Source organism: Chelatococcus sp. HY11 (assembly GCF_018398335.1).
Classification (GTDB): Bacteria; Pseudomonadota; Alphaproteobacteria; order Rhizobiales; family Beijerinckiaceae; genus Chelatococcus.
In genome coordinates, this window is the sequence record NZ_JAHBRX010000001.1 from 1349418 (window position 1) to 1375554 (window position 26137).

Consider the following 26137-nt stretch of genomic DNA (forward strand, 5'->3'; position numbering starts at 1 on the left):
ATCGGGTGAAACGCGGCAGCGACGAATACGCCCCTCGGCCAAAAGAAAACCCGAACCACGCGTGGCCCGGGTTTGTATCCACGCTCTATAGGCTTGGCCTGTCAGGCTGCGATGGCGAACTCGTGCGGCAAAACCCCTATGAGGCTGAGCGTCGAACCGTCCTCGAATGTCCAGGTTACAAAACTGAGGGCATCGCCCGTATGCACGTCCGGCGTCAGATCGTATAATACGACGTCTTTTCCAGACAGCGCCAACTCGAAATCGGCGTTCTTCTCCTTGAAGGTCGCCATGACGCTCTTATAGTCGTCCGCATTATCGTGGAAAGCATGGAGGGGACGATCGTCTCCAAACAGGGCCTCGATCTTCGCCGCCAAGCCGCTGGCCTGATCCTTGCCCGCTTGCCCAGATTGAATGGTCGAGCCATTCTCAGGGAGCACATCGGCGACCAACACCAGCCCGTCATCACTGCTCGTCAAAGAAGCCAGCAAGCCGTCACCGACTTTCAGGATTTCCCGGGCATCCACCGACGCCAGCACGCTGCTCTCGACATAGCGCACCGCCTCGACGACCGGCAGTGACGAAGACCGCTCCGAGGAAGACTGGCTGAGTACCACCGTCACGACTTCCGCGTTTTCGGCTTTATGCTCGGGCGTCGCCGCTCGCTCATGTCCGGCCAACGGTTCCCGATCCGTCTCGGCGGGCGCCGAAGAGCCATTGTTGCTCGCCTCCTGGCGATAGGTGCTGAGATCTTCGACAACCGCAACTGCGCCCGGCAATTCCACACCAGAAGCGCCGGCCTTATCTGTCGGTTGCGCGCCACTCATGAGGCTTGTCAACAAGCTGAGCAGGGAAAGCTTGTCGCCGAACAATGCCGCCAATTGTTCGAGATGTCCGCCATCCAGAGGCAGAATGCTGACATGTTCCACACGTGCCGCGGCGCTTTCCGCCGACGTGTCCACCAGATTAGCAAACTCGACGAGGTCGCTTGTCAACTTGTGCGCCTCTGCCACGCTCGAGGCCGTACTATCCTGATCCAGCCAATCGGAGGCCTTGCTCAGCCAATGGGTCCAGTCGCCATTGAAGTCGTGGGTCACCGCGAATGTCATGGCAGCCAGAACGACGGCGACATGGCGACGGTCGAGCTGGATGCTCGCCTGCTTCACATCCCCGTCAGACTTGATCCAGATCTCCCGTGAGGAGCTCCCATCCGTGCCTTTCCCATCCACTTCACTTGCCTGGGCATCGACGTCCGACAGCTTGAAGAATGCGGTGGCGACGAGCGCGACGAGCAAGGAACTCGGATGCAGCCGGATATTATCGCGCGCCTGCGGCATGACGAGCGGATGACGGCTCAGAAGCGCCTCGACGACCGAGCGGAAATCCCGTCCGCGCAGCACACCGTCGAAGGCGCCGCTGGCTGCTACATAGGCCCCATCGATGCGGGCGAAGTGAATGATGACGTCACCACTCTCCGAATTACAGAAGACGAACCAAGGCTCGTTCTCATCGGTTATGCCGCGATCTGTGTCGACCAGAAGTCCCGCCTGCACGAGCGAGGCTTCCACGCGGTAGAATTCCGCGAGCTCCTGGTTGCTCCAGTCGTTCGAACGGCGACGGAATGAGAAAAGCTGGGCGACGTTGGATGCCATACCGATCCCAAGACAAATGCGCGCGGCGGAAGAGCCGAACAAGCCCCGACAAACAAGAGGATAGGACCTGGGCAAGGGTGCCCAGGGAGCCCATCAGGCGTCTTCGAAAAGAATCTCGTAGGTGGCGGGGTCATAAAATTTGAGGATCTGCCGGACGAACTCCTTCGGCTCCATCTGCAGGGCCTCGGCCCATACGCGATAACGATCCGGCGGAATGCGCCCGCGACCGGTCTCCAGCTGGGAGATGAAGGTGTAATAATCCGTGCCGACAAGCGTAGAGAGATCACGCTGCGAGAGATTACAAGCCTCTCGCCGCTGCTTCAGCCAGCGACCAGCCGCGCGGCGGAGCTCCTGCACGTCATTGGCGCTACGCCTTTGCGGATTTCCATACATTAGATTTCCCAAACATCAGCTCAGCAAGTGATCACTGCTTTTACAGTGTAAGTCTTTGCTGCATCCAGATCAAGAAGATTACCCTGGTCCAGAGGTTTCGTCGCGGCATGGACGATCACGCCATCGGAGCCGGCGACTTGACCTTCATGCTCGCCGCAAAAACGGCAGGCCGGCTGACCTAATCCACCGAGAATAGCCGTCACCGTACCGCGCCGTCAGCCATGAAAAGCATATGCGCGGGCACCCATAACTTCCCGTTCACCATCTATTTCAGAAGGCCAGCGCTTTTTGATGTCGCTTAACACGACATCTTACCCCGCTGATTTGCCTCACTTTTCCTCGATTGCACCTCCTTTAAGCACGCAAACGGCGCTTAAGCTCTGCATATAAAAGACATTTACAGCAGTATGGTAATCACTGTATAGCCTTTTGCAGGCTGCGCTGACGATTCTGGCAGCGGTTGGCTTATCGCCTTTTTGATCAAGAGGTTAGCATGACAATTCCTGCTGATATCGTCATTCAGCGCTACGAGGGGATCCTCCGGTCCACTCCCTCCGAGGCACAGGTTGCCGCGTATTCGGACAGCCCCAGCGTCGAAGCTCTCGACAATGCTCTTCTGGCTGCCGCGACTGTCACCGTTGATCCGGTTGTCCGCCTCTACCAGGCCGTCTTCGGCCGCGTGCCGGATTCCGATGGCCTGAACTTCTGGGTCGCCGCCTATGACGGTGGCCAGGGCATGTCCCTTCCCGAACTCGCCAGCGCCTTCGGCGATTCCGGCGAATTCGAGTCGCAGTATGGTGGCCTGACCAACTCCGAGATCGTCGGTCGTCTTTACGCCAACGTTCTCGGTCGTCCGGGCGACGCCGCCGGCATCGCCTTCTGGACGGAAGTCCTGAACAACGGCGGCACGCTCGCCGAAGTCATCGTCGGCTTCTCCCAGTCGCCGGAATTCATCCAGTCGACTGAGCCTTATATCGAGGGCTTCCTCCTGGCCGCCGCTGATGGCGAAGGCATCTACACCGGCTCGCTGTTCGACGTTCTCACGACGGTCTACGACCTGACCGTCCAGGCTGACCACATTGTCGGCACGGGCAGCGACGAGATCTTTTCCGCGCCACTCAAGACCGGCCTTGATGGGCTCTTCGCGACACAGACGCTCCAGGGCGTTGACGTGCTCGACGGCGGTGATGGCCACGACATTCTCAGGGCTGAGCTGAATGGCTTCACCGGCATCGGTGGCTCTGACGACCCGTCCATCAAGAACATCGAAGAGTTCCAGCTCACGTCACGTGACAACGACGCCGAACTCGACATGACCCGTGTCGAAGGCGTGGAAGAAGTCCGCAACGTCAATTCGACGCGTGACCTGGATGTCTACGAGATCCAGAACTCGGTACTTCTCGGCCTCGACAACGTGTCCGGCAACACGACGTTCTATGCGTCGTATGCGGCTGACGCGCTCGGCAGCGACAAGGCCTCTCAGGTCGTCGAGATCAACAGCGTCGGCAAGGACGTGAACAATCGCACCGAGCTGCACGTGCACGCGAACGGCGATGACGTCATCACCGATCTCGCGCTGACCGTCACCGGCGACAACTACCTGCAGATCAACTACGGGCTGCACGGCACCGTCGAGAACCTCACCATCGACGGTGACGGCGATCTCAACGTGCGCGGCAACTGGTTCCAGCAGCAGTGGGATAGCCTGAAGACGCTCGACGCGAGCACCATGTCAGGCGACCTCGACATCGACCTGCGTGGTTCTGAAGTGCTCGAGAGCGTCGAGACCGGCTCAGGCGATGACCGCGTTGTCGTGAATGGCGCGAACTTCGACGGCGCTGACATCCTCATCGACCTCGGCGCTGGCGACAACGAGTTCGCTCTTGCCAAGGTCTATGACGACGGCGACGTCAACGCGCTCGACTTCACCGGCACGACGCTGGTGGGCTTCGACGGCAACCTCGAGTTCGTCGACGACATCAGCCTCGGCGGCAACGCCACGCTCGACCTCGACGGCATCGGCGACCAGGTCACGACCCTCGACTTCACGTACGTCGACGGCAATGGCAACTGGCTCACGCTGGCGAACACGCTCGATGTCCTGACCATCGACTCCGAGTTCGGCATCGAGGATCTCAGGCTTGACGCGGGCAACGTCACTGAGCTGACCGTCAAGTCCTTCGATGGCACCATCGACCTCGACTCTCTCGCCGGCGCTGCTCTGACGACCCTCAAGGTCGAGACGTCGGATCTTATCGACGGTAACGTCTGGATCGACGTGGACGGCGCTGACGACGTCGCGGCTCTTCAGAACGTCGATGTGGCCGCTGCTGCCAACGCCGCGGTCGAGTTCGATGCATCGGCTCCGATGGATGACCTCGACGCCCTGAAGAACGTCAATGTCGTCGCGGGCGGCAACGCCTACGTCGAATTCGAAGGTGTTGCTGGCGTTCCGTACGATGCCGGTACGCAGGAAGTTGCAACTTTCACCGTTAACGTAGTTGCGCAGAGCGTCGGAGCTGGATTTGGCCAGACAACTCAGACCGCCGGTCAGATTGTCTTGTCGAGCCAGGGCTTCCCTGGCGGCTCGATCATCGTGCCGTACGCGACGTCGTTTGCTTACCCCTTCGGCATCGGTATTGGTCCGAACAACCCGCTGCACGATCAGGGCGTTGCCCAGGATATCGTGGACTATCTCAACACCAACCTCAGCTCCCTTCTGACCGCTACTCGGAACGGATCGGACGTTGAGATCGTGTGGAACGACGTCGGTGACCAAGGCGCTATCACCAGCTTCCCGCTGGCGGTTACGCTTGGCACCTGGACCAATCCGGTCATCAACACAGTTGATGGTACGCCGGAGATCCCGCTGGTGCTGCCGCAAGGCTTCGACAGCCTTGAGGTTGTCAATGTCGAAGGTGGCCAGGATGCTGACGCGCATCTCCACGATGTGGTGGGTTCGTTCACATTCACGGCCACCGCTGGTGAAGACTCGGACGTCCAGTTCATCAACACCGGTGTCGTGACTGCGTCGATCGTCGCCGGCCTTGACGCTGATGTGGACGTTTACGGCAGCACATCGGCGAACGTCGACCTGGTGTCGCTGACCGTCTCCGCCGGCAATAACGCCGACGTCTATCTGGCGGATGGCCTTACCAGCTTCACGACGCTCGATGTGTCCAAGGTTGCGGCCAACCTCATCGTCGACGCCTCGGATGCGCTCTACGGTGCGACCGCCGTTGAGTATCACCTCGGCGCAACCGACTTCGTGACCTTCACGGCCGAAGACGGCTATGCTACCCGCGAAGTCTTCACGTTCGACGGAGCCGGCATCGGCGACATCACGATTGACTTCTTCGAAGGCGGCAACACGGCCACGTCCGACCGCATCGATCTGTCGGTCTTCGGCGTCACCAGCGCCGGTCAACTGTCCTTTGTGAACGACGGCGTCGATCTGCACATCACGTCGATCACCGGAGCCTTCGCTGGCGAGATCACCCTCGTCGGCCTCGGCGCGGATGCGAACGACGTGTCGCAGTTCAACATCATTTACGCCTAAGCCTTGCAGGCCTATATAGCGTGAGTAGGGAACGGGGGGCGGTTACGCCCCCCGTTCTTGCTTGGGAGAGAACCATGTTCAAGACGCAGATTCCCCTGACTTTCGCGCAGCACCGCGATCTGCGGGTCTTTGAGAGCAACGATTACGGCTACGCGAAAGCTGAGACGCTCGCGCCGATTGTTTTCGATGAAATGAGCGACGTTGCTCGCGAATATCCGATTATCTTTCCCGACAACAACAGCGAAATGCCCGCCGCCCTGCTCGGCCTCGAGCCCGGCAAGAACGCGTATGTTGCCGACGACGGCCGCTGGTTGGCCACCTATATTCCCGCCCATATCCGCCGTTATCCTTTCGTGTTTGGCGCAACGCCACAAGAAGAAGGCTCGGAAAAGCGCTTTATCGTCATGTTTGATCCCGACGCGCCGCATCTGAAGAACCCGAGTGGCCATCCTGTCTTCACGTCGGACGGTCAATTAACACCACATATGCAGCGCCGCCTCCAGCTTCTGGAGCACGTGCAGAAGAAGATTGCCGCCACCCGGGCCATGGTCGCAGCTATTGCCGAAAGCGGTCTTCTCGTGGACCGAAGCATTGTCCTTCGCAAACCCGATGGCTCAGGCCATAAGATAAAAGGACTGCGTGTCGTCAACGAGCAGAAGCTCAATCAGCTTTCCGACGCCGATTTCAACACCCTGCGCAAAACCAATGTCCTTCCGCTGATCTACGCCCATCTCCTATCATGGGCCAATTTCCGGCAGGGACCGATCGGCGGCAAGTATCCGGATCTGGCCGCCAAGGCCGGCGGCAACAATGCGCCGTTCCAATTCGAGAGCGATGTCCTCGACCTTTCACATCTAAGCTAGGCGTGTCCCGCCCCCCTTCTCGTAACAGCCATCTGTGCTCCCGCGTTCGCCCTGGCCTTTCCACAGGCCGGGGTTTTTTCATATCGACCGAGCCAAGAGCCTTTCTTTCCCTCATCGCTTGCATTGCAAGCGCCGCTGATCACAAATCACCGGGCAAGATAAGAGGGCGGGGAGTGACGCATGGCGGATTGGAGTGATGGCTACGTCACGGAAGTCGGCTACACGCATGGCTTCTATCGGGAGCTTGTCCCGCTCAGCCTGCAACTCGCGGCATTGACCGCCGGCGTCAAGCCACCGTCCGGGCGGCTGCGCTATCTCGAACTCGGCTGCGGCCAGGGCATGTCGGCCAATATCATCGCCGCCGCCAATCCCGACGTCTCGGTCACCGCCATTGATTTCAACCCCGCCCATATCGCGGGTGCCTGCGACCTGGCGCGGCTCGCGCGCAGCGAGCGCATAGACCTGCGCGAGGCCAGCTTCGCGGATCTGGCGGCAGACCCCGATCTCGGCGATTTCGACATCATCGCGCTCCACGGAATCTACAGCTGGGTCTCGGCGGAGAACCGCGCTTACATTCGCGAGATCGCGCGCAAGCACCTCAAGACCGGCGGCCTGCTTTACGTCTCCTACAATGCCCTGCCCGGCTGGGCAGCTGCGGCGCCCCTTCGCCGCCTTCTCATAGACACGGCGGCCCAGCAATCCGGCCCGTTGTTCGATCGGATTGAAGCGAGCCTTGCCTTCGCGAAGCGGCTGGAAACCGTCCAGGCCCGCTATTTCACCCAGTCCCCCACGGTCGGCAGCCGGCTCGAGGGGCTCGGCAAGCAACAGAGGGCCTATATCGCGCACGAATATCTCAATGCCGATTGGACGCCGTTCTACTGCACGGACGTGCGCCGTGACTTCGAGGGCGCCAAGTTGAGCTATGTCGGCCAGGTGCAGCTCTCCGATCAGGTCGATGTCATCAATTTCACCGAGCAGCAGCGGGCGCTTCTCGCCGAGATCAAGGACCCGGCTTTTCGCGACCTCGCCGGCGACATGATGTTGAATCGCCCGTTCCGCCGCGATCTCTTCGTGCGCGGTCGCCTGCCCCTGGAAGGCGCGCAGCTCTTCGAGGCCTGGGCCGGCCTGCGCTTCGTGCTGGCGACCGCCCCGCAGGCCGTTTCGCGTTCCATCACCACCCCGGTCGGCACGATCGGCTTGCAGCAGAAGATCTACGATCCGCTGGTCGACGCTCTCGCCGAACGTCCCAAGACCGTGCGGGAGCTCCTGAACACGCCGTCACTCTCCGCCATCGGCTGGCAACGGATACACCAGGCCTTGCTGATCCTCATCGGCCAAGGCGGGGTGAGCCCGGCGCTCCCGCTGGAAGGCGAGGAAGCCCGCGCTGTCGGCACTGCCCATTTCAACGATGCCGTCCTCAATGCCGCACGGCATAGCGGACAGTTGTCATATCTCGCCTCACCCGTCACAGGCGGCGCCGTCGCCGTCGACCGCATCAGCCAGCTCGCGCTGCTGGCCCGCCGCCAAAAAGCCGAAGACCTGGTCAGCTTCATCTGGTCGGTCTTCGCCGCGCAAGGCCAACGCCTCATGAAGGACGGCGCGCCCCTGCAGGATGAAGCCGCCAACCGCGCCGAAATCGAGGCCCGCTTGACGACCTTCCATGGGGAGCTATCGCCGACCCTAACACGTCTGCGTGTTGCTTGACAGCGACCGACCCACCCCAACAACAAGCGTTCGGGTGAATGCGAGATACGGCCATTCAATATATCACAGATTTAATGCATCCACAGAATGCAGCATCTTTTGCACAATAACGATATGACACTCCTAACGCATTCAATTAAAAGAAATTTATTAAAATCTATTGATATATTAATTTGATTTGAGGTTTTCTGTGAGCGATATTGCTGTGAATAGCGCGCCCGGTATCAACGGCGCCACAATCGCGACTGACACGGCTCAGGCGGCGGTGAAGGAATATGCGATCGAGGTGAAGCAGTGGCAGCTGTATGAACAGCTCAAGCTCACCATCGGCAGCCATGTATTCTCGGCATCCAGCGTTGTCGAAGGCTTTCGCCTCGACGCGCCCGGCGGCCCGCAGTGCAACGGCAAAGCCTCCCTCGACCATTTCATGGCCTTCAACAAGTCCGCCATCGAGAGCCTGACGGGCGGCACGGTCTTCGTGCGCTCCGCCAAAAGCGGATCCGGCAATTTCGAGATCGTCATTCAGGCGAAGGACGGCTCCGATCTCAAGGGCGGCGCCATCTCAGCAGCCATGGACCGCGGCAAGACCCTGCATGGGCCGGCGCATTCCGATAATCTTACCCAGGACAGCCTTGTCGCCGTGCGCGCCGACGACGTCCTGATGCCGGCGTCTGCTGATCGCGCCGAAGGCACGGCCCAGGCCACGATTGATGTCGGTGCCTGGAACGCGCGTGATACGCTGCACATTACGATCGGCGCGCACAGCTTCTCGGCCGGTGCGGCCGCGAATCCCGCCACGTCTCTCGAACAGTTCGTCGCGACAAACGGGCATGCCATTCACGCTCTCACTGGCGGCACTCTCGTCGTCGAAAACGGCGATCTCGTCATCAAGGGCACAAATGCGCTGAGGGGCGGCGCCATTTCCGCCTATATGGAAACAGGCGATCTCCTTTCCGCAACAAAGCCGTTCATCGCGTTGCGGGCCACGCAGGGCACGGGCGGCCCCGCAAGTGCCGCCTACGAGACGCCTGCCGTCGCCCCTACCTCCAGCGAATATCGCGTCACGATAGGCCCGTGGAAGGAGCACCAGCAGTTGCAGCTCACCATAGGTGAGCACGTTTACTCGGCCTACGGCGTGTTCGGGATCGACACGGACCGTTCGCTCGCAAAATTCCTGGAAATCAACAAAGCGCCGATAGAGGTGCTGACAGGCGGCCAAGTCTCTGCCCAAGGGAATACTCTCGTCATCACCAGCGCCACAGGCCTGAAGGGCGGCCAGATTTCGGCGCATATGGACGAGTGGAACGGCACCCCGATCAACATTACCAAGATCCCCTATCAGGCTTCCACATCTGGAAACGGCACCGACGGCAATGGCGGCACCGGTACGGGCGGCACTGACGGCAATAGCGGCACAGGCACGGGCGACACCGACGGAAACGGCGGCACCGGCATAGGCGGCACCGACGGCAATGGCGGCACAGGCACGGGCGGCACCGACGGCAATAGTGGCACAGGCACGGGCGACACCGACGGAAACGGCGGCACCGGCATAGGCGGCACCGACGGCAATGGCGGCACCGGCACGGGCGGCACCGACGGAAACGGCGGCACCGGCACGGGCGGCACCGACGGCAATGGCGGCACCGGCACGAGCGGCACCGACGGCAATGGCGGCGCAGGCACGGGCGGCACCGACGGCACGGAAATCGATGGCAATGGCGGAGGCATCGTCGCCGTCGAGACGATGAAATACGTCGTCCATGGCGGCGGTTTCAACGCGGACGGTGAGGTCCAAGGAACAATCGAGGGACTGAACCTCGGCACCCAGAACGCCAAAGGCCGGATGGATACGATCGACTTCGCCTTCGACATCGATCTCGTCGCCAATACCTCGCGGGTCCAGGCCATTGCGGGCGCCAGCCTTAAGGAGGCCGTTGACCGCCTGTTCAAGGCCGGTGGCGAGCTGGACGGCAGCCATCACACCGCTGGCTTGTTCGGCTACGGCAAGGATGTGTACCTCGTTGCCGCCAATGAGGTCGGTGCGGCATTTGGTGCCGACGACGTGATCATCAAGGTCACGGGCTACACCGGGGTCATCGATCAGTCGGACTTCGCCTGACGTCAGACGCTGGGGCTGGCCTGGGGTTTTTCTGATCGTGAGCGCATCCAGGAAGGCGGCGGAGAATGCTCCGCCGCCTTCACGCACTGCCTCACATCAGCGGGGCCTGTTGTGGTAATTGCCTCCATAAGTTGGATTGGTACGATATACAGTTCTTATGAAACCCCGTATGATGTTCAGACGGGATTGGAGCGTAGATTGATGTCACAGGCGGGGATGATGGTTGGGGGGAAGAAGGCGCCGACGGCCTTGAACGCGGCGATCCGCGCGACGCGTCCGGCCTTTGTGACGGCGATCATTTTTTCGTTTTTCATCAATCTTCTGGGACTGACGGGTTCGTTGTACATGATGCAGGTCTATGACCGCGTCCTGTCGAGCCGGAACCTGACGACGCTAGTTGTTCTGACGATCCTGATCGCGATTTTGTATCTTGTCTCGGCGTCGCTGGAGAGCCTGCGGACGCGGCTTCTGGTGCGGGCCGGGGTGCGGTTTGACGAGGAGGTGAACGCGGATGCGTTCAACGCGGTGCAGCGCGCCTCGCTGCGCCAGCCCGGGCCTGGCCATGTCCAGGCCCTGCGCGACGTCGACAGCATCCGGGAGTTTTTCACGGGCCAGGGGCTGATCACCTTCTGCGACGTGCCGTGGGTGCCGATCTACATCATCGCGGCGACGCTGCTGCATCCCTGGTACGGGGTCCTGGCGATCATCACGGCCCTGATCTCGGCGGCGCTGGCCTTCGCCAACGACCGGGCGACACGGCCGGTGCTGGACCAGGCGACGAAGGCCAACATCACGGCGCAGAACCAGGCGCTGACCACCTTCCGCAACGCGGAGGTGCTGCAGGCGATGGGGATGGTGGGGCGGCTGCGCGAGAAGTGGGTGAAGCACCACTACGACGCGCTCGGCCACCAGGCGCAGGCCTCGGACCGCGCCGGCGGGCTGATGGCCGGCATCAAGTTCAACCGCGCCTTCATGCAGAGCCTGATCCTGGGGGTCGGGGCCTATCTGGCGATCAAGCGGGAGATCTCGCCGGGCATGATGATCGCGGCGTCGATCATCGTGGGGCGCTGCGTGCAGCCGATCGAGATGGCGATCAGCAACTGGAAGTCGCTGATCAACATGCGCTCGGCCTATGAGCGCGTGCAGGGCCTTTTGCGGGCGCTGCCGGCGCCGGGGGCGCGCATGCGCCTGCCCGACCCGAAGGGCGACATCTCGGTCGAAAACCTGATCGTGCGGGTGCCGACGCGGGACATGCCGGTGCTGAAGGGCATCTCCTTCGCGGTCAATGCCGGCACGGTGCTGGGTGTGATCGGGCCGAGCGCTGCGGGCAAGTCGAGCCTGGCGCGAGCGCTTGTCGGGGTGTGGCCGGCGGCGGCGGGCTGCGTGCGGCTCGACGGGTCGGACCTGAGCCATTGGGATCCCGAACAGCTCGGGCGTTTCCTCGGCTATCTGCCACAGGACGTCGAGCTGTTTTCCGGCTCGATCGCCGAGAACATCGCGCGCTTCGGCGACATGGACGAGGCGGGGATCGTGGGGGCGGCGCAGCTGGCGGGCGTGCATGAGATGATCCAGCGGCTGCCGGACGGCTACAACACGCAGATCGGCGAAGGCGGGCAGGCGCTGTCGGGCGGCCAGCGCCAGCGGGTCGGCCTGGCGCGGGCGCTTTACGGGTCGCCGCCGATCCTGGTGCTGGACGAGCCGAACGCGAGCCTGGACGCGGCCGGCGAACAGGCGCTGATGACGGCGATCCGCCAGCTGAAGGCGGCCGGACGCACGGTCATCCTGATCAGCCACAAGACCAATTCACTGGCCTTGTGCGATTCCATCCTGGTGCTGGCGGAAGGTGGCGTGCAGGCCTTCGGGCCGCGCGACGAGGTGCTGGCCAAGGTGCTCGGGCCGCGCATCGTCGGGCCGCAGGGCGCTGGCCAGGGGGCGGGATCGGTGACGGCGGGATCGGTGACGGCCACCCCGGGCCAGCCCGGCATCGCCGCGGCGGCCGCGCCAGGTTGAGCCAAGGCCTGCTGAGCCAAGGCCTGGCCAAGGTCTGCTGAGACGACAGAGCGGCGATACCGCGCCGAGGCCGAAAGCCGGCCGCGGATGCCCGCGACTAACATCGATGTGATCGGCGCCGGCGGGCTTCCTCTGGCAAGCGGCGGCGCCGGTGTCTATGTGATCGCTGTCCCGGCCGCCATCGTGGTCCGTACAGCTGTGGTTCCTGTGGTTTCTCCGGCGCTGTCTGCCGGCCGGAGCCTGTGTGTGACGCTGGAGCGTGGTTGATGTCCGAGCAGAAGATCCCCCCGGTGAATGCCCAGCCGGTCAATGCCCAGACGGGGCAGGCTCAGAATCAGCCCAGCGCAGGTCAACCCGCCGCAGGTCAACCTTCGCGGCCCCTGGCGGCGCCCGCCCCCGGCGGCGTCCCGGCCGGCGCCGACAGCGAGGGCGCCCGCTTTCCACGGCCGCTGACCTTCGGCAAGCCCATTCCGCCAAACCAGCCTGCTCCTGCAAACCAGCCTGCTTTTGCAAACCAGCCCGCTTTTTCAAGCCAGCCCGCGACAGGCCAGTCCGCCATGAGCCAGCCCGGCATGAGCCAGCCCGGCATGAACCAGCCCGGCATGAGCCGGCCGGCCCCTCCCCTGGCGGCCGGCACGGCGCAACCCGCCGCCAGCCTGGCGGCAGCCGCCGCGTCGGAAGGGGGGCTGGCCAGGGGTCCGGAGACAACGGGTTCCGAGACAAATGGCCCCGGCGCCAGCGGCCCGGTGCCCTTCGCCGCCATCACGCCGGTGAAGGTGCCGGCGCATGAGGCCATCCAAGGTAATCCTGGCCAAGGTAATCCTGGGCAAGGCAATTTTGGGCAAGGCAATTTTGGGCAAGGCAACCCCGGGCACGGCGGCGCCGGCGCGCTCGCCAACGCCCAGCCGGACAAGGCCGGGCGCAAGCTGCCCTTTCTCGAAAAGGCCATCGATGCCGCCCTCAGCCTGGGCAAGAGCAAGCGCGGCACCACGAACGGCGACGGCGCTCCGGGCAACGACGGCACCGGTTCCCCGGGCAAGCCCGACAGTGACTTCCGCCGCATCGCCCTGACCGGCTATGCCATCATCGTCTTCACCTTCGGCATCATGGGCGGCTGGGCGGCGCTCGCCAATATCGACGCCGGCGTCGTGGCGCCGGGCCTCATCTCCGTGGAGAGCAAGCGCCAGGTCGTGCAGCACCTGGAAGGCGGCATCATCAAGGAGATCAAGGTCCGCGAAGGCCAGAAGGTCGAGGTCGGCGATCTCCTGTTCCGCCTCGAGGACACCACCGCGCTCGCCAACCGCGACGCCGTCCGCAACCAGGTCTATGCGGCCCTGGCGCTCGAGGCCCGCCTCGTCGCCGAGCGCGACGACGCCCCGAGGATCACCTTCCCCGCCCTCCTCGTCGATCATCCCGACGACCCGGTGGTCAAGCGCGTCATCGGCGACGAGACCGCCCAGTTCAACGACCGCCGCGCCTCCATCACCGGCCAGATCAACATCATCAACGGCCGCGTCGACCAGCTCAAGGCCGAGATCGACGGTCTCGACCGCGAGCGCAAGTCCGCCGAGCAGCAGCTCTACTTCATCAACGACGAGCTCGTCGGCATCCGCGACCTCGCCCTCAAGGGCCTCGTCCCGAAGTCCCGCCAGTCGGCGCTGGAGCGCGAGAAGGCCCGCCTCGACGGCGTCGTCGGCCGCAATCTCGCCGATGCCGCCAAGGCCCAGAACAATATCGGCGAGATGAACCTGCAGGCGACCCAGACCCGCCAGAAATTCATCGAGGAGGTCGGCGCCCAGCTCCTCGACATCCGCCAGAAGCTCGGCGACATGCGCGAGAAGCTCAATGTCACCGAGGACGTCCTGCGCCGCACCGAAATCCGCGCGCCGCGCGGCGGCGAGGCCCAGAACATCAATCAGCGCGTCTTCACCGTCGGCGCCGTCGTGCGCCCCGGCGACACCCTCGTCGAGATCGTCCCCCAGGACGACGAGCTCGTCATCGAGGCCCGCGTCCAGGTCACCGACATCGACAACCTCAGGACCGAGACCTCGACGGAAGTCCGCTTCCCCGCCTTCCACTCGCGCACCACGCCGCTCATCCTCGGCACCCTGCGCAACGTCTCCCGCGACCGCCTCGTCGACGAGCAGACCCGCGAGCCCTACTACCTCGCCCTCATCTCCGTCGCCGACACCGATGTCCCCGCCGAGCTCAAGGGACGCCTCAGACCCGGAATGCCCGCCGAAATCATCTTCAACACCGGCGAAAGAACCGTCATGAGCTACCTCATGAGACCCCTCACAGACGCCATGACCGGCGCCTTCAGGGAACACTGACCGCAGCCAGGAAGATGGCGCGGAACGGTTGATCCGGCGCCGCGACGTCCTCCCAAACGATCGACCACAAGACGACAGCCCCTGCCCGCGCGGCGAGGCCGCCCTCGGGTGCGTCTTGCTCTTTCCGTCATCACCTTCTCATACTATAGCTTATGCTAGACGTCTGGGTTGCACAGCAAAAGCAATCCTGACGGTCTAGTGCTGAGACGTGGGAGGAACGATGCACGGGTTATACTCTATTGGCGGCCGAGCCTTCATGGCGGCTCACCCGGACGAGCCTTCCCAACCGTTGCCCCCCCAGAACTTGCGGCGCTCTCGCGCAACTACCGTCGCCGCCCTTGTCCTGGCTGCCCTGACGCTGGCCGGATGCGCCATGATGCCGGAAGAGCGGCAGAGTTTCAGCCAGGCAGCGCCCGCCGGACTGGTAATCACCCGCGATCAACTCGTCGGGCGCTGGGGCATCGCCTCGTTCCACGAGGAGAAAGACCGCAAGCGCACGGAAGCCCAGGCACGCGCGCAATGCAGCCAGCCCTATGTCATCACCAAGGGCCCGACCAACGGCGTGATGATGCATGTCGCCGATGACGCGCAGCTCTATGAGCTGGCCCTCAAGCGCAGCGCCGACGGCAGGACCTACATCGGCTTCGAGGCTCCGGCCGGCCATCCGCAGGACCGCGAGGTCCTTTCCTACAACGGCGAATTTCTCGTGATGCGATTCGTCGATCCTGACGCGAATCGCCGGTATGGCACGTTCATTTTCGCGCGCTGCGGCAACTGAGTGCGCTCGCAGCAGGTAAAAGTGGAGTACGGAATGCTCAAGGACATCAACGAGACCCTTCGACGGTCTACGCTGAGAGCGGCCTTTGCCGTTCTCGCCGGACTGTCGCTCTCGACTGCGGTGGCAGGGGCTGCCCTCGCCCAAAGCGCGCCGCGCATCCCGGGCAAGGAAACCCTCGACATCGGCGATGAGCCCGGCCGCGTCTCGACCGAAGAGGTCGTGATCACCGACGGCCCCTACGCGCGCCAGATGGTCTTCTTCCGCAGCAACGAGAAGCCCGGCACGCTGGTCGTCCACACCTCGGAGCGCTTCGTCTATCTCGTCCAGGGCAACAACCGGGCGCTCCGTTACGGCATCGGCGTCGGCCGTGAGGGGTTCCAGTGGTCGGGTCTCGTGAATGTCAGCCGCAAGGCGGAATGGCCGGACTGGCGTCCGCCGCCGGAGATGATCGCCCGCCAGCCTTATCTGCCCCGCTTCATGGCGGGCGGCCCCGGCAATCCCATGGGTTCGCGCGCGCTCTATCTCGGCTCGACGGTCTTCCGCATCCACGGCACCAATCAGCCTGAGACGATCGGACATGCAATTTCCTCGGGATGCTTCCGTCTGGCCAACGGTGACATCATCGATCTCTACGAGCGGGTGCCTGTCGGCACGAAGGTGATCATCCGCCACGGCGCGACGATCTGATCAGCGGCGGCTACGACAAAAGCTACCCGGCGCAAGACGGCGCCGGGTTCTCGAACGACCACAGACGGGCGACCAGGAGAACGAAGACCATGCTGCAAGCGGCACAATCCCGCGCCGGGTTCCACGCCATCACGCGGATAGCGCAAGGGCGCATGCGCCGCGTCCTCGCGGCAGCGGCCGGCGTCGCCGCCACATGCCTCCTGGCACCGGTCGCCTCAGCCGCGACGCTCGACACCGTGAAGCAGCGCGGCCAGCTTCAGTGCGGTGTCAGCGAGGGCCTTTTCGGCTTTTCTGAGAAGGATGCCCAGGGCCAGTGGTCAGGCTTCGATGTCGATTTCTGTCGCGCGGTAGCCGGCGCCATTTTCGACGATCGCACCAAGGTCACCTTCGTGCCACTCTCGGCCAGCGAGCGCTTCAAGGCCTTGAAAGACGGCCGTGTCGACCTCCTCTCACGCAACTCCACCTGGACGCTCGAACGCGAAGCCGGCCTTGGCCTCACCTTCGCGGGTATAACCTACCACGACGGGCAGGGCTTCATGGTGGCGCGCAGCCTTGATGTCTCCTCGGCCCTCGAGCTGGACAAGGCGAAGGTTTGCGTGGAAGCGGGAACCACCACCCAGCTCAACCTAGGCGATTATTTCCGCGCCAATTCCATTACCTATGAGGAATTGAGCTTCCCGAGCGCCGCCGAAGCCTTGAAGGCTTTCGAGGCCGGGCAATGCAACGTTCTGACCCGCGACCAGTCTGCCCTCTACGCCGAACGGCTGAAGCTCGGAAAGCCTGGGGAGGCTGTCGTCCTGCCGGACGTGATCTCAAAGGAGCCGCTGGGGCCGGTCACCCGCAGCGATGATGTCGCCTGGTCGAACGTCGTGCAGTGGGTGAATTTCGCCCTCGTCAATGCCGAGGAATTGGGGGTGTCCAGCACCAATCTCACCGAGGCGCAAGGGTCCACCAAACCTGACGTACGCCGTTTCATGGGTGCGGAAGGCGGGCTCGGCAAGATGCTGGGGCTTAGCGACGGCTGGGCGCAGCAGGCGGTCAAAGCATCCGGCAATTATGCTGAGATGTATGAGCGCAATCTCGGCGTGCAATCGAAACTCGGCATTCCGCGCGGCCTCAACCAGCTCTGGAGCATGGGCGGCATTCTCTACGCCCCGCCGATGCGCTGACGCCAGCAAGACTAGGATGCAGTCCAGCATGGACGACGGCGGGGCTTTCGGGCCCCGTTGCATTTTCATAGGATCAGCATCGGACCATTGACGCCCCGACCGCGCGGTTCACCTTGCGAATCGCTCAAGGCAAGATCTCGAACGAGTCCGCCGACCGCCGGGGGGCGATCCGGTATGGCGCAAATCGTGAGATCAGGCACCAGCGACGGCCGGGGCGGCGGGCCCTCCCTCCCGCGCCATGCATCATGGCGACATCGCGGCTTACATCAACTTAAGCTTTTGAAATACGGTTGTAATCTTTCGGCAAGGATATCATTGCCTTCCCAGCGCGCGGAGAGAAGCGCCCTTGGTCTCGCCTGCGTGGCAACCGCCCCATGCGACCGCAATGGCGTCACGCGGCCCCGTGTTCCCGGCGTTCCAGCATCAGCATCAGGCCGCCCGCCACCAGTCCCCAGAAGGCCGCGCCGATACCGAAGATGCTGATGCCTGAGGCTGTCGTCACGAATGTCACGAGCGCCGGCAGGCGACCCGTCTCCCGGGAGAGCGCTCCAGCCAGGGCAGCGGCGAGACTGGTCAGCAACGCAAGGCCCGCGACTGCCTGGATCAGGAGCGGTGGCGAAGCCGCTATGAAAGCAGCGGCAAAGCCGACGCCGAGCCCGATCGGAATATACACCAGCCCCGTCGTGACACTGGCGATATAGCGCCGCGCCGGGTTAGCGCCTGCTTCGGGCCCCGCGCAAAGCGCGGCCGTAATGGCGGAGAGATTGAGGCCATGGCCGCCGAAAAGGGCCACGGCCCAACTCGCGATGCCTGTTGCAATGAAAACCGGCCTGACCGCGATCTCATAGCCGTTGCTGCGCAGCACCGCGAGACCGGGGACGTTCTGGGAGGCCATGGTGACGATGAACAGCGGTATGGCGAGCCCAAACACCGGCACGAAATCCCAGACCGGCATGACGAAAACGGGCTCAGGCCACAAATGCGCCCAAGCCTCGGCCGGGATGGGTGTAGCGAGCGCCACGATCAACCCTGTCATCGCGACGGCGATGGGTACGGCGAAGCGCCGCGCGAAAGTCCAGCCAAGTGCCCAAGCCAGGACAATGGGGAGGGCGAGCAGCGGCGCCGCGGCGATGGCGCGGAAGGGCGCGAGGCATAATTCCAGCAGCACCCCGGCGAGCATTGCATTCGCGAGCGGCAACGGAATGGCGGATACGGCCCGGCCGAGCGGTCGCCAGATGCCCGCGATCACAATGAGCAGGCCCGTCAGCAGGAAGGCCGCGACGGCGACGCCGAAGCCGCCCTGCGGAACCCCCGCCCCCATGAGAAGCGCTGCTCCCGGTGTCGACCAGGCAAAGCTGATGGGCTTACGGCTGATCAGACCGAAGGTGATGGCCAGGATTCCCTGCCCGACACAGAGAACGAGCAGCCCGGATGCCGCCTGCTCGGGCGTGGCACCGACGCCGGCGAGGCCCTGCAGAACGATGGTGAAAGCGCTGGCGAAACCAACAACCGCAGCAAGTGCCCCTGCCGCGATCGGCTGAACAAGGTCGCTCTGCGGCGATTGAGCCGTCGCCGCGGCAGCCGCGCGCCGGCTCTCTTGCGAGGGATGTTTCGCCTGGTCATGCATGGGATTAGGCCCGCTGGAACGGCCTCGACGGATAACCGCACGGCCAACTTGGACAATGACAACGCCTCAGAGATATGTCACAATTGGATCCAATGAACAACCGGATATTGGATGTCTTCTCTTCAGCCCATAGCTGACCTCATCGCGGCGAGCGGGACACGCCATAGGACCGCGACAGCCTTTGTCGAGGCCACCTTGCGCGATGCCATCCTGTCGGGGCGCCTGCCCGGCGGCACGCCGCTCCGCCAGGAGGATCTCGCGGCGGCTTTCGGCGTCAGCCGCATGCCGGTGCGCGAGGCCTTGCGGCAGCTGGAAGCGCAGGCGCTCCTCGACTTCGTGCCCCACAAGGGCGCCGTGGTGACGGAGATCTCGGCGGCTGATGCGGCGGACACTTACGCGATCCGCATGGCGCTCGAGCCGGCGGCGCTCACGCTCTCCATTCCCCATCTGCGCGATGAGGATTTCACCTTGGCGGAGGATCTGATCGTCGACATGGACACGGTCAACGAGCCGGGACGCATGGGAGAGCTCAATCGCCGCTTTCACATGACGCTCTATGGCGCGGCGGGTCATCCCAAGCTGATCGCCCTGACCGAGAGCCAGCTGGCTTCCTTCGACCGCTACTTGCGCTTCCACCTGGCGGCCAAGGGGCGCGCCCACATGTCCCAGGACGACCACCGCGCGATGGTCGCGGCGGCGCGCCGCCGCGATGTCACGACGGCGGTCGAGGTTTTACGCAGGCACCTGACGACAGCCGCCCGCACGATTGAAGCGTTCTTCGCGCAGCGCGGCGATCCGGCTGCGGGCTCGCATGCCTGACTATCGCGAGAGCGCGAGGATCGTGACGCCCGCGACATTCTCCTCGATAAGACGCCAGCCGAGGCCAATATAGAAAGGCGCGTTGTCCGGCGAGGCGCAGAGATAGACCGTGTCGTTCCCAGCCGCGAAGGCCATGGTCGCCGCCGCCTCCACCAGGGCCGCGCCAATACCCTGGCGGCGGTGTTCGGGATCCACCCAAAGCGCCGCGATCCAGGGGCTGTAAGCGGGGCGCTCGTCCATATCGCTGTCGATCAAGGACACCGTTCCCAGGAACTCGGTGCCGATGCTCGCCACAAGCGCTGACGGAACCGTCTCTGGTCCGAGGCTCTCGCTAACCCTTTGGTCGATCTGATCGAAGCTATAGCCTTCCTCACGCCACCACGCCTTCCAGATGCGGTCTGATACCGCCGCGCGGAAGTGGGGATCCTGCTGGAGGCTGGTAATCCGGATCGAGGAAGCTGCGGACGTCAAAACGGCTCTCGCTACTTATGGCACGGCCGGCCACCGTAGCGGGCGCCCGGTTCAAGGCAACCCGCCATGCGTCATGCCGCACCGAGAGAAGGTAGGCTCGATAAGACCGTTGCGATCGGCGTGGGATGATGGCTCGGGGATGACTAGAGGAAGATAGCGGCCCGCCGGACCGGTGGTGATCCTCAGGCCGGCCGGCTGACGTCCTCGAAGGTCAGCCCGAATTTCAGCAGGTATTTCCGCAGCCGGTCCGCGTCGTTGCCGGTGGATTTCTGCAGGCGTGATACGGCGAACAGCTGTCGTCCGGCGGCGCTGATCGATGAATGGCCGCGACAGGCCGCGATGACGGCCGCGAGTTGCGCCCGGTCGAACAGATCAAGCCCGGCGGCGCGCTCGGCCCCGAGAACGCCGATCAGCAAGTCCTCAGGCGTCCCACTGTCACTCGCGGAGGACCACAGCCACCTCAGGCGACCGATCTCTTGGCGCACCGTCTCCTCATTGATCCGTGCCTGCGGCGCGAGCGTCGCCATGCGGGTGACCGATGCCGAGAGATCACGAAAATTGGCGCGCCAGGCCGCTTCCGGCGCCATGGCGAAGGTAAGGTAAAGCGCGCGCGCTTCCTTGTTGAAGGTGGCGTTCAGGCCTTCCCGTTCGCTGAAGCGCCGCAACTCGAAATCGAGATTGGGCTCGATGTCCTCACGGCGATCCTTGAGTGCCGGCAGTTGGAAGGTCCAGAGATTGAGCCGGGCGAACAGGTCCTCACGAAAGCGTCCCTCCCGGACGCTGACGGAGAGATCCCGGTTGGTGCCCGCGAGCAGCTGGAAATCGGAGGCGGTGTCGCTGTCGGCGCCGACCGGCAGGAAGCGCTTCTCCTCGATGGCGCGCAGGCACATGGCCTGTTCATCAAGGCCTAGCTCGCCGATCTCGTCGAGGAACAGCACGCCCTTGTCGGCGGCTTTCATCAGCCCCGCGCGCGCCGTCTGCGCGCCAGTGAAGGCGCCCTTGACGTGACCGAACAGGGTCGACATCGCCTGGTCGCCCCTGAGCGTCGCACAATTGACCTCGACGAAGGCGCCGGAGACCTGTCGCTGGGCCTGTTTCAACTCGTAGATGCGCCTGGCGAGCTGCGACTTGCCCGCCCCCGTCGGCCCGGTCAGGAGCACCGGCGCGCGCGAGCGGATCGCCACCTTCTCGATCTGGTCGATCATCTCATTGAAGGTGGCATTACGGGTCGCGATGCCGGACTTGAGGAACGATGTCGCTTCCGCGCGCTCCGCCGCGAAGCGCGTGGCGATCGCGTCGTAACGCGACAGATCGAGATCGATGATCGAATGCGTCCCGGAATAATCGCCGGGATCCTCGGTCTTCCTGGGCGGCGAGAGCTGCACCAGCCGCCCCGGGATGTAACGCGCCTCGGTCAGGAGGAACCAGCAGATCTGCGCGACATGGGTGCCGGTGGTGATATTGACCAGATAGTCCTCGCGCTCGGGGTCGAAGCTGTAACCATGCGCGAAGTCGCGCATGCTTGTGTAGACCTCGCTGAAATCCCATGGATCGCGCAAGGTGATCTCATGGAGCTTGACCTCAGTCGCCGGGGAAATCTGTTCGATATCGCGGGTAACCTGAATCGCGAGCGGCAGATGCTTGGCACCGTGGATGAGTTCAAGCCTGTCGATGAACAGGCCGGGTTGCTGGCAAAGCGCGACGGTTGGCCGCCAGCGCTTCCAGCGGTCCTTGCGCCCGCCGCTATCGAGTGTCGTGCCCAGAACGCTGATCGCGATGCGACGGCGCATACCTTATCCAATTTTCTAAAATGTTAGATATATGTATCATACGAGAAGAGTGCCGGCAACCGCGCCACACCTCAAAGGCAAGCGCCTCGATTAAAATAAATATAACAAATTCATATATTTACGATATGTCCGAACTTTTTCGCCTGCCATCGCCGCCGACTGGCACGCCGCTTGAAATAGAAGAGGCGTGAACAGAAGGAACGGACCCATGGCAAACAAATCCGTGTTTGCGACGATCGTAGGAAAACTCATTCCGCAGACGGACTGTGTGAACCATGAGGGCGCCAGGGCTTATGCCCTGACGCCCCACCAGGCTCTCGCGCAGCTGGCGGCAACGGGCACGTTCAACACGACCTTCTACGCCGAGCCGCGCGAGCAACTCGACGAGGTTCTGAAGCTGGCCTGGCAGGTCGAGCCGGAATTCGTCGCCAAGACCGCCGTCTATGCCTTCGAGCGGGGGTTCATGAAGGACATGCCGGCGCTGCTTCTGGCAGCGCTATCGATGATGCCGGGACCGGAATTTTCACGGGCCTTCCCGCGTATCGTGAGGAACGGCAAGATGGTGCGCAACTTCGTGCAGGTCATGCGCTCCGGCGTGACCGGCCGCAAGTCGCTCGGAAGCCGGCCGAAGCGCCTGGTGCAGGGGTGGTTGGAGCAGGCTGACGACATCGAGATCATGCGCGCCGCCGTCGGCAATGATCCGTCGCTGGCTGACATCATCAAGATGGTTCACCCGAAGCCGTCATCGGCTTCGCGTGAGGCGCTTTATGGCTATCTCATCGGCAGGCCGTATGACGTGCTGGCGGTGCCGGACGTGGTCAAGGCCTTCGAGGCCTTCAAGCGCGATCCGTCCCTGCCGGTGCCGCCGGTGCCGTTCCAGATGCTCACCGCGATGCCGCTGTCCAAGGCGCATTGGGTGGAGATCGCGGACAAGGCCGGCTGGCAGATGCTGCGCCAGAACCTCAACACCTTCGCCCGCCATGGCGTGTTCGAAGCGGAGGGGTTCACGGAGCGGCTCGCCGGACGGCTCGCCGATGCGGACGAGGTCCGACGCGCCAGGGTCTTCCCCTACCAGCTCATGGTGGCCTTCACCATGGTGGAGACAGGCGTGCCGGTCGCGATCAAGGACGCGTTGCAGGATGCGATGGAAATCGCGCTGGCCAACGTGCCGGAGATCGAGGGCAATGTCGTGGTCTGCCCGGATGTGTCCGGCTCCATGCGCTCGCCCGCGACGGGTTATCGCCAGGGCGCGACCTCGACGGTGCGCTGCGTCGATGTCGCCACCCTCGTGGCCGCGGCGCTGCTGCGGGCCAACCGGACTGCGCGTGTGCTGCCGTTCGAGCAGGATGTGGTCGCCATCGACCTCAACCCGCGCGACACGGTGATGACAAACGCGGCAAAACTGGCGGCGATCGGCGGTGGCGGAACGAATTGCTCCGCGCCGCTCCAAAGGCTGGCGGACGAGAAGGCGAAGGTCGATCTCGTGGTGTTCGTGTCGGACAACCAATCGTGGGTAGACGGGGTGTCCCATAGCCACCACGGCACGGCGACCATGCAGGCGTGGAACAGGATCAAGGTCCGGAACCCGGCTGCAAAGCTCGTCTGCATCGATATCCAGCCTAACACGACGACCCAGGCGAAGGGCCGCGCGGACATCCTGAATGTCGGCGGCTTCTCGGATCAGGTTTTCACGCTGGTCGCCGCGATGGCGAGGAGCGGACAAGACAGGGATCATTGGGTGAAGACGATCGACGCCATAGAACTCTGACAATAAGCCCCGGCGGTCCGCCGCCGGGGCACTCACGAAGGACCCATTAGACTGGCATGACGAATGCCGATGGAACTACAGGCTGTACCCCTCCAGGTCGCGGGTTCGAATCCCGCCGGGTCCACCAACTGCGGGCTCGTAGCTCAGTGGTCAGAGCGGGTTCCCGCTTTACGGTGGGAGAGGTTTCATCATCCCTTGTCGTCATGCCTTCTTCATGAACAACGACGATCCGAGGCAACAGCCATGACGAATGCAGGCGAAACTACATCATGTCGCGGGTTCGATCCCCGTCGGGCCTCCTCTTCGGCCCGTAGCTCAGTGGTAGAGCAGAAGCGTTTCGCCGACCCTTGTCGTCATGGCCTCAACCGGGCCACCTATAGACAGTAGACGGATAGAATAGAGACCTTTGAAGAACGGCGAATGCCGGATGAAACTACAGCAGCATAGTCGGGATGCTCCGTGAGGTTCGACTCCTCACCTTGCATGCGCTGTCTGGCACCAGCGGGACATCCCAAGTTTCATCCATCCTCGTCGCCGTTCCTCGAAGACGAATTCCGCTGGCGAATGCCCGCAGGACTACAGGTAGAGCATCCGCCTCGCAGGGGCGGAAGGTCGGGTGTTCAAGTCATCCCTTCCTGTCCTCCCGGACTGGATGTAGCTCAGGAAACAAGTCTTGCGCCACGCTTGTCGCCAGCGGCCGATCAGGACGAATGCAGGCGCTACTCCATGGAAGACGCGATCCGGCATAACCGGATGCCGCGAGGCGTGAAGGTTCGACCCCTTCCCGTGTCAAGGGCTGTCAGAGGCCCCACGATGCGGTGGCGAAAAAGACGTTGCGCTCACGACTTGTCGTCCTGAACGCCGAAGGCGGCCACCCCGGGTGGCCAGAAAGAACAATGAGATGACCGAGATTTTGAGTGGACAGGACCTGATCGACGCCGGCATGCGGCAGGGCAAGTGGTTCGGCAAGGCGCTCGCCGCCGGCAATGCCGTGCTGGAAAGCGGCGGCTCCTTTGCTACCGCCTTGGAAGCCGCGCGCCAGTTCGAGCCACCGCCCGCAACCCCTTTGCGCCCGACCGGCACGGTGCCGTTCCACATCAATATCGATGCGGAGAACGAACTCGAGCAGGCCAATGTCGCGGCGGTCACGCGGAGCATGACCGAGCTGATGCGCACGCCGGTCGTGCGCGCGGGCGCCGTCATGCCCGATGCCTGCCCGGCGGGGCCCATGGGGACGATCCCGGTCGGCGGCATCGCGGTGTCCGAGGCTATTCATCCCGGCATGCACTCGGCCGACATCTGCTGCTCCATGGCGATCTCCGTCTATCCCGGCGTCGCGCCGCAGGCTCTGCTCGACACGGTGCAGGCAGTGACGCATTTCGGGCCGGGTGGACGCCCGCGCGGCCAGCAGTTCCGGCCGGAGCCGGCGCTGATGGAGCGCTTCGCCACGAACGCGCTGCTCGCGGACATCACCAGCGCGGCGATCGAGCATTTCGGCACCCAGGGCGACGGCAACCATTTCGCCTTCGTCGGAACCATCAAGTCCACCGGCGAGACGGCGCTGGTGACGCATCACGGCTCGCGGTCGCCGGGCGCTCGCCTCTACGGCAAGGGCATGAAGATCGCCAATGCCGTGCGCCTGGTGACGTCGCCGGAAACCCATCGCGACAACGCCTGGATTCCAGCCGACACCGAGGAGGGCGACCGCTATTGGGAGGCGCTTCAGACCATCCGGGCCTGGACGAAGGCGAACCATATGCTGATCCACGACGCGGCCGCCGAACGGCTGTCCGCGAAGGTCGCCGATCGCTTCTGGAACGAGCATAACTTCGTCTTCCGGCGCTCGGACGGGCTGTTCTACCACGGCAAGGGCGCGACGCCGGCCTTCTCGGGCTGGGCCGACGACGCCACGGACCTGACGCTCATTCCGCTCAACATGGCGGAGCCGGTGCTGATCGTGCGTGGCAAGGATGCGCCGCATGGCCTTGGCTTCTCACCGCATGGGGCCGGCCGCAACTTCTCGCGCAGCCAGCACAAGCGCCTCCAGGCCGGGCGGACGGACGCGGAGATCTTCGCGGCGGAAACGCAGGGAATCGACGCGCGCTTCTTCTCGGGCGTGACCGATATCTCGGAGCTGCCGAGCGCCTACAAGAATGCCGCGTCGGTGCGCCGGCAGATCGAGCACTACGGCCTCGCCGAGATCGTCGACGAGGTCATCCCCTACGGCTGCATCATGGCCGGCGACTGGGCGGCCAACGCCCCATGGCGCAAGAAGAAGCAGGCCCGCGCTGCGGCGTGACCACGCGCAAAGGCGCCAATCCATGGCGCCTCACGCGCCTCAAGAGCATCCCACCCGCGGCCACGCTCGCGGGTGGGATTTGTGCTCTTCCCACCG

Annotated in this window: 19 protein-coding genes; 13 read left to right on the forward strand and 6 right to left on the reverse strand. The window is 63.6% G+C overall.

Annotation, left to right across the window (positions count from 1 at the left end):
• Positions 1 to 101: 101 nt before the first annotated feature.
• The 3 genes from KIO74_RS06340 to KIO74_RS06350 form a co-directional block, all read right to left on the reverse strand.
• Positions 102 to 1649 (reverse strand): hypothetical protein, encoded by a 1548-nt coding sequence (locus KIO74_RS06340; protein WP_213331210.1) that lies wholly within the window; start codon positions 1647 to 1649, stop codon positions 102 to 104.
• A gap of 93 nt (positions 1650 to 1742) precedes the next feature.
• Positions 1743 to 2042: a helix-turn-helix domain-containing protein gene (locus KIO74_RS06345; protein WP_213331211.1), complete on the reverse strand. Its 300-nt coding sequence runs from the start codon at positions 2040 to 2042 to the stop codon at positions 1743 to 1745.
• Between the two features lie 20 nt (positions 2043 to 2062).
• Positions 2063 to 2245, reverse strand: a complete 183-nt coding sequence (locus KIO74_RS06350; protein ID WP_213331212.1) for a hypothetical protein — start codon at positions 2243 to 2245, stop codon at positions 2063 to 2065.
• A 290-nt stretch (positions 2246 to 2535) separates the two neighbouring features.
• Here KIO74_RS06350 and KIO74_RS06355 point away from each other — a divergent pair, with 290 nt between their 5' ends.
• The 10 genes from KIO74_RS06355 to KIO74_RS06400 all read left to right on the forward strand — a co-directional run bounded on the left by KIO74_RS06355 (position 2536) and on the right by KIO74_RS06400 (position 17267).
• Positions 2536 to 5601, forward strand: a complete 3066-nt coding sequence (locus KIO74_RS06355) for a DUF4214 domain-containing protein (RefSeq protein ID WP_213331213.1) — start codon at positions 2536 to 2538, stop codon at positions 5599 to 5601.
• Between the two features lie 74 nt (positions 5602 to 5675).
• A complete protein-coding gene (locus tag KIO74_RS06360; protein ID WP_213331214.1) occupies positions 5676 to 6464 on the forward strand; it encodes a SapC family protein in 789 nt (262 codons plus the stop codon).
• 180 nt (positions 6465 to 6644) lie between these two features.
• Positions 6645 to 8168: a methyltransferase regulatory domain-containing protein gene (locus KIO74_RS06365; protein WP_213331215.1), complete on the forward strand. Its 1524-nt coding sequence runs from the start codon at positions 6645 to 6647 to the stop codon at positions 8166 to 8168.
• A gap of 190 nt (positions 8169 to 8358) precedes the next feature.
• Positions 8359 to 10290, forward strand: a complete 1932-nt coding sequence (locus KIO74_RS06370) for a hypothetical protein (RefSeq protein WP_213331216.1) — start codon at positions 8359 to 8361, stop codon at positions 10288 to 10290.
• Between the two features lie 249 nt (positions 10291 to 10539).
• On the forward strand, positions 10540 to 12300 hold the full coding sequence (locus KIO74_RS06375) for a type I secretion system permease/ATPase (protein WP_249730876.1): 1761 nt from the start codon (positions 10540 to 10542) through the stop codon (positions 12298 to 12300).
• Positions 12301 to 12387: 87 nt separating this feature from the next.
• A complete protein-coding gene (locus KIO74_RS06380; RefSeq protein ID WP_213331218.1) occupies positions 12388 to 12567 on the forward strand; it encodes a hypothetical protein in 180 nt (59 codons plus the stop codon).
• A complete protein-coding gene (locus tag KIO74_RS06385) occupies positions 12567 to 14633 on the forward strand; it encodes an HlyD family type I secretion periplasmic adaptor subunit (protein ID WP_213331219.1) in 2067 nt (688 codons plus the stop codon). The genes KIO74_RS06380 and KIO74_RS06385 overlap by 1 nt, the downstream gene beginning before the upstream one ends.
• Before the next feature lie 256 nt (positions 14634 to 14889).
• Positions 14890 to 15411: a hypothetical protein gene (locus KIO74_RS06390; protein WP_249730877.1), complete on the forward strand. Its 522-nt coding sequence runs from the start codon at positions 14890 to 14892 to the stop codon at positions 15409 to 15411.
• 33 nt (positions 15412 to 15444) lie between these two features.
• A complete protein-coding gene (locus KIO74_RS06395; protein WP_213331220.1) occupies positions 15445 to 16098 on the forward strand; it encodes a L,D-transpeptidase in 654 nt (217 codons plus the stop codon).
• A 152-nt stretch (positions 16099 to 16250) separates the two neighbouring features.
• Positions 16251 to 17267 carry an amino acid ABC transporter substrate-binding protein gene (locus KIO74_RS06400; protein ID WP_213334433.1) on the forward strand — a complete coding sequence of 339 codons (1017 nt, stop codon included), beginning with the start codon at positions 16251 to 16253 and terminating at the stop codon, positions 17265 to 17267.
• A gap of 391 nt (positions 17268 to 17658) precedes the next feature.
• On the opposite strand, the gene KIO74_RS06405 is transcribed toward KIO74_RS06400, so the two are convergent.
• Positions 17659 to 18894, reverse strand: coding sequence for a benzoate/H(+) symporter BenE family transporter (locus KIO74_RS06405; protein ID WP_213331221.1), 1236 nt, complete (start codon positions 18892 to 18894; stop codon positions 17659 to 17661).
• Between the two features lie 111 nt (positions 18895 to 19005).
• On the opposite strand from KIO74_RS06405, the gene KIO74_RS06410 reads away from it, so the two are divergent.
• On the forward strand, positions 19006 to 19713 hold the full coding sequence (locus tag KIO74_RS06410) for a GntR family transcriptional regulator (RefSeq protein WP_213331222.1): 708 nt from the start codon (positions 19006 to 19008) through the stop codon (positions 19711 to 19713).
• On the opposite strand, the gene KIO74_RS06415 is transcribed toward KIO74_RS06410, so the two are convergent.
• A complete protein-coding gene (locus tag KIO74_RS06415; RefSeq protein WP_213331223.1) occupies positions 19714 to 20184 on the reverse strand; it encodes a GNAT family N-acetyltransferase in 471 nt (156 codons plus the stop codon).
• Between the two features lie 182 nt (positions 20185 to 20366).
• Positions 20367 to 21974, reverse strand: coding sequence for an RNA repair transcriptional activator RtcR (gene rtcR, locus KIO74_RS06420; protein ID WP_213331224.1), 1608 nt, complete (start codon positions 21972 to 21974; stop codon positions 20367 to 20369).
• Between the two features lie 208 nt (positions 21975 to 22182).
• Between rtcR and KIO74_RS06425 the strand changes: the two genes are divergently transcribed.
• Both KIO74_RS06425 and KIO74_RS06430 read left to right on the forward strand, forming a co-directional pair.
• Positions 22183 to 23742 (forward strand): vWA domain-containing protein, encoded by a 1560-nt coding sequence (locus KIO74_RS06425; RefSeq protein ID WP_213331225.1) that lies wholly within the window; start codon positions 22183 to 22185, stop codon positions 23740 to 23742.
• Positions 23743 to 24643: 901 nt separating this feature from the next.
• Complete coding sequence (locus tag KIO74_RS06430; RefSeq protein WP_213331226.1) at positions 24644 to 26041, forward strand: RtcB family protein; 1398 nt, start codon at positions 24644 to 24646, stop codon at positions 26039 to 26041.
• Positions 26042 to 26137: the final 96 nt, after the last annotated feature.

Excerpts from the sequence above, each read along its gene's own strand:
- KIO74_RS06400 (WP_213334433.1), top strand. The coding sequence starts at position 16,251 with ATGCGCCGCGTCCTCGCGGCAGCGGCCGGCGTCGCCGCCACATGCCTC.
- KIO74_RS06365 (WP_213331215.1), top strand. The coding sequence starts at position 6,645 with ATGGCGGATTGGAGTGATGGCTACGTCACGGAAGTCGGCTACACGCAT.
- rtcR (WP_213331224.1), bottom strand. The coding sequence starts at position 21,974 with ATGCGCCGTCGCATCGCGATCAGCGTTCTGGGCACGACACTCGATAGC.
- KIO74_RS06380 (WP_213331218.1), top strand. The coding sequence starts at position 12,388 with ATGCCCGCGACTAACATCGATGTGATCGGCGCCGGCGGGCTTCCTCTG.
- KIO74_RS06425 (WP_213331225.1), top strand. The coding sequence starts at position 22,183 with ATGGCAAACAAATCCGTGTTTGCGACGATCGTAGGAAAACTCATTCCG.
- KIO74_RS06385 (WP_213331219.1), top strand. The coding sequence starts at position 12,567 with ATGTCCGAGCAGAAGATCCCCCCGGTGAATGCCCAGCCGGTCAATGCC.
- KIO74_RS06345 (WP_213331211.1), bottom strand. The coding sequence starts at position 2,042 with ATGTATGGAAATCCGCAAAGGCGTAGCGCCAATGACGTGCAGGAGCTC.
- KIO74_RS06390 (WP_249730877.1), top strand. The coding sequence starts at position 14,890 with ATGGCGGCTCACCCGGACGAGCCTTCCCAACCGTTGCCCCCCCAGAAC.
- KIO74_RS06405 (WP_213331221.1), bottom strand. The coding sequence starts at position 18,894 with ATGCATGACCAGGCGAAACATCCCTCGCAAGAGAGCCGGCGCGCGGCT.
- KIO74_RS06355 (WP_213331213.1), top strand. The coding sequence starts at position 2,536 with ATGACAATTCCTGCTGATATCGTCATTCAGCGCTACGAGGGGATCCTC.
- KIO74_RS06395 (WP_213331220.1), top strand. The coding sequence starts at position 15,445 with ATGCTCAAGGACATCAACGAGACCCTTCGACGGTCTACGCTGAGAGCG.
- KIO74_RS06340 (WP_213331210.1), bottom strand. The coding sequence starts at position 1,649 with ATGGCATCCAACGTCGCCCAGCTTTTCTCATTCCGTCGCCGTTCGAAC.
- KIO74_RS06360 (WP_213331214.1), top strand. The coding sequence starts at position 5,676 with ATGTTCAAGACGCAGATTCCCCTGACTTTCGCGCAGCACCGCGATCTG.
- KIO74_RS06410 (WP_213331222.1), top strand. The coding sequence starts at position 19,006 with ATGTCTTCTCTTCAGCCCATAGCTGACCTCATCGCGGCGAGCGGGACA.
- KIO74_RS06430 (WP_213331226.1), top strand. The coding sequence starts at position 24,644 with ATGACCGAGATTTTGAGTGGACAGGACCTGATCGACGCCGGCATGCGG.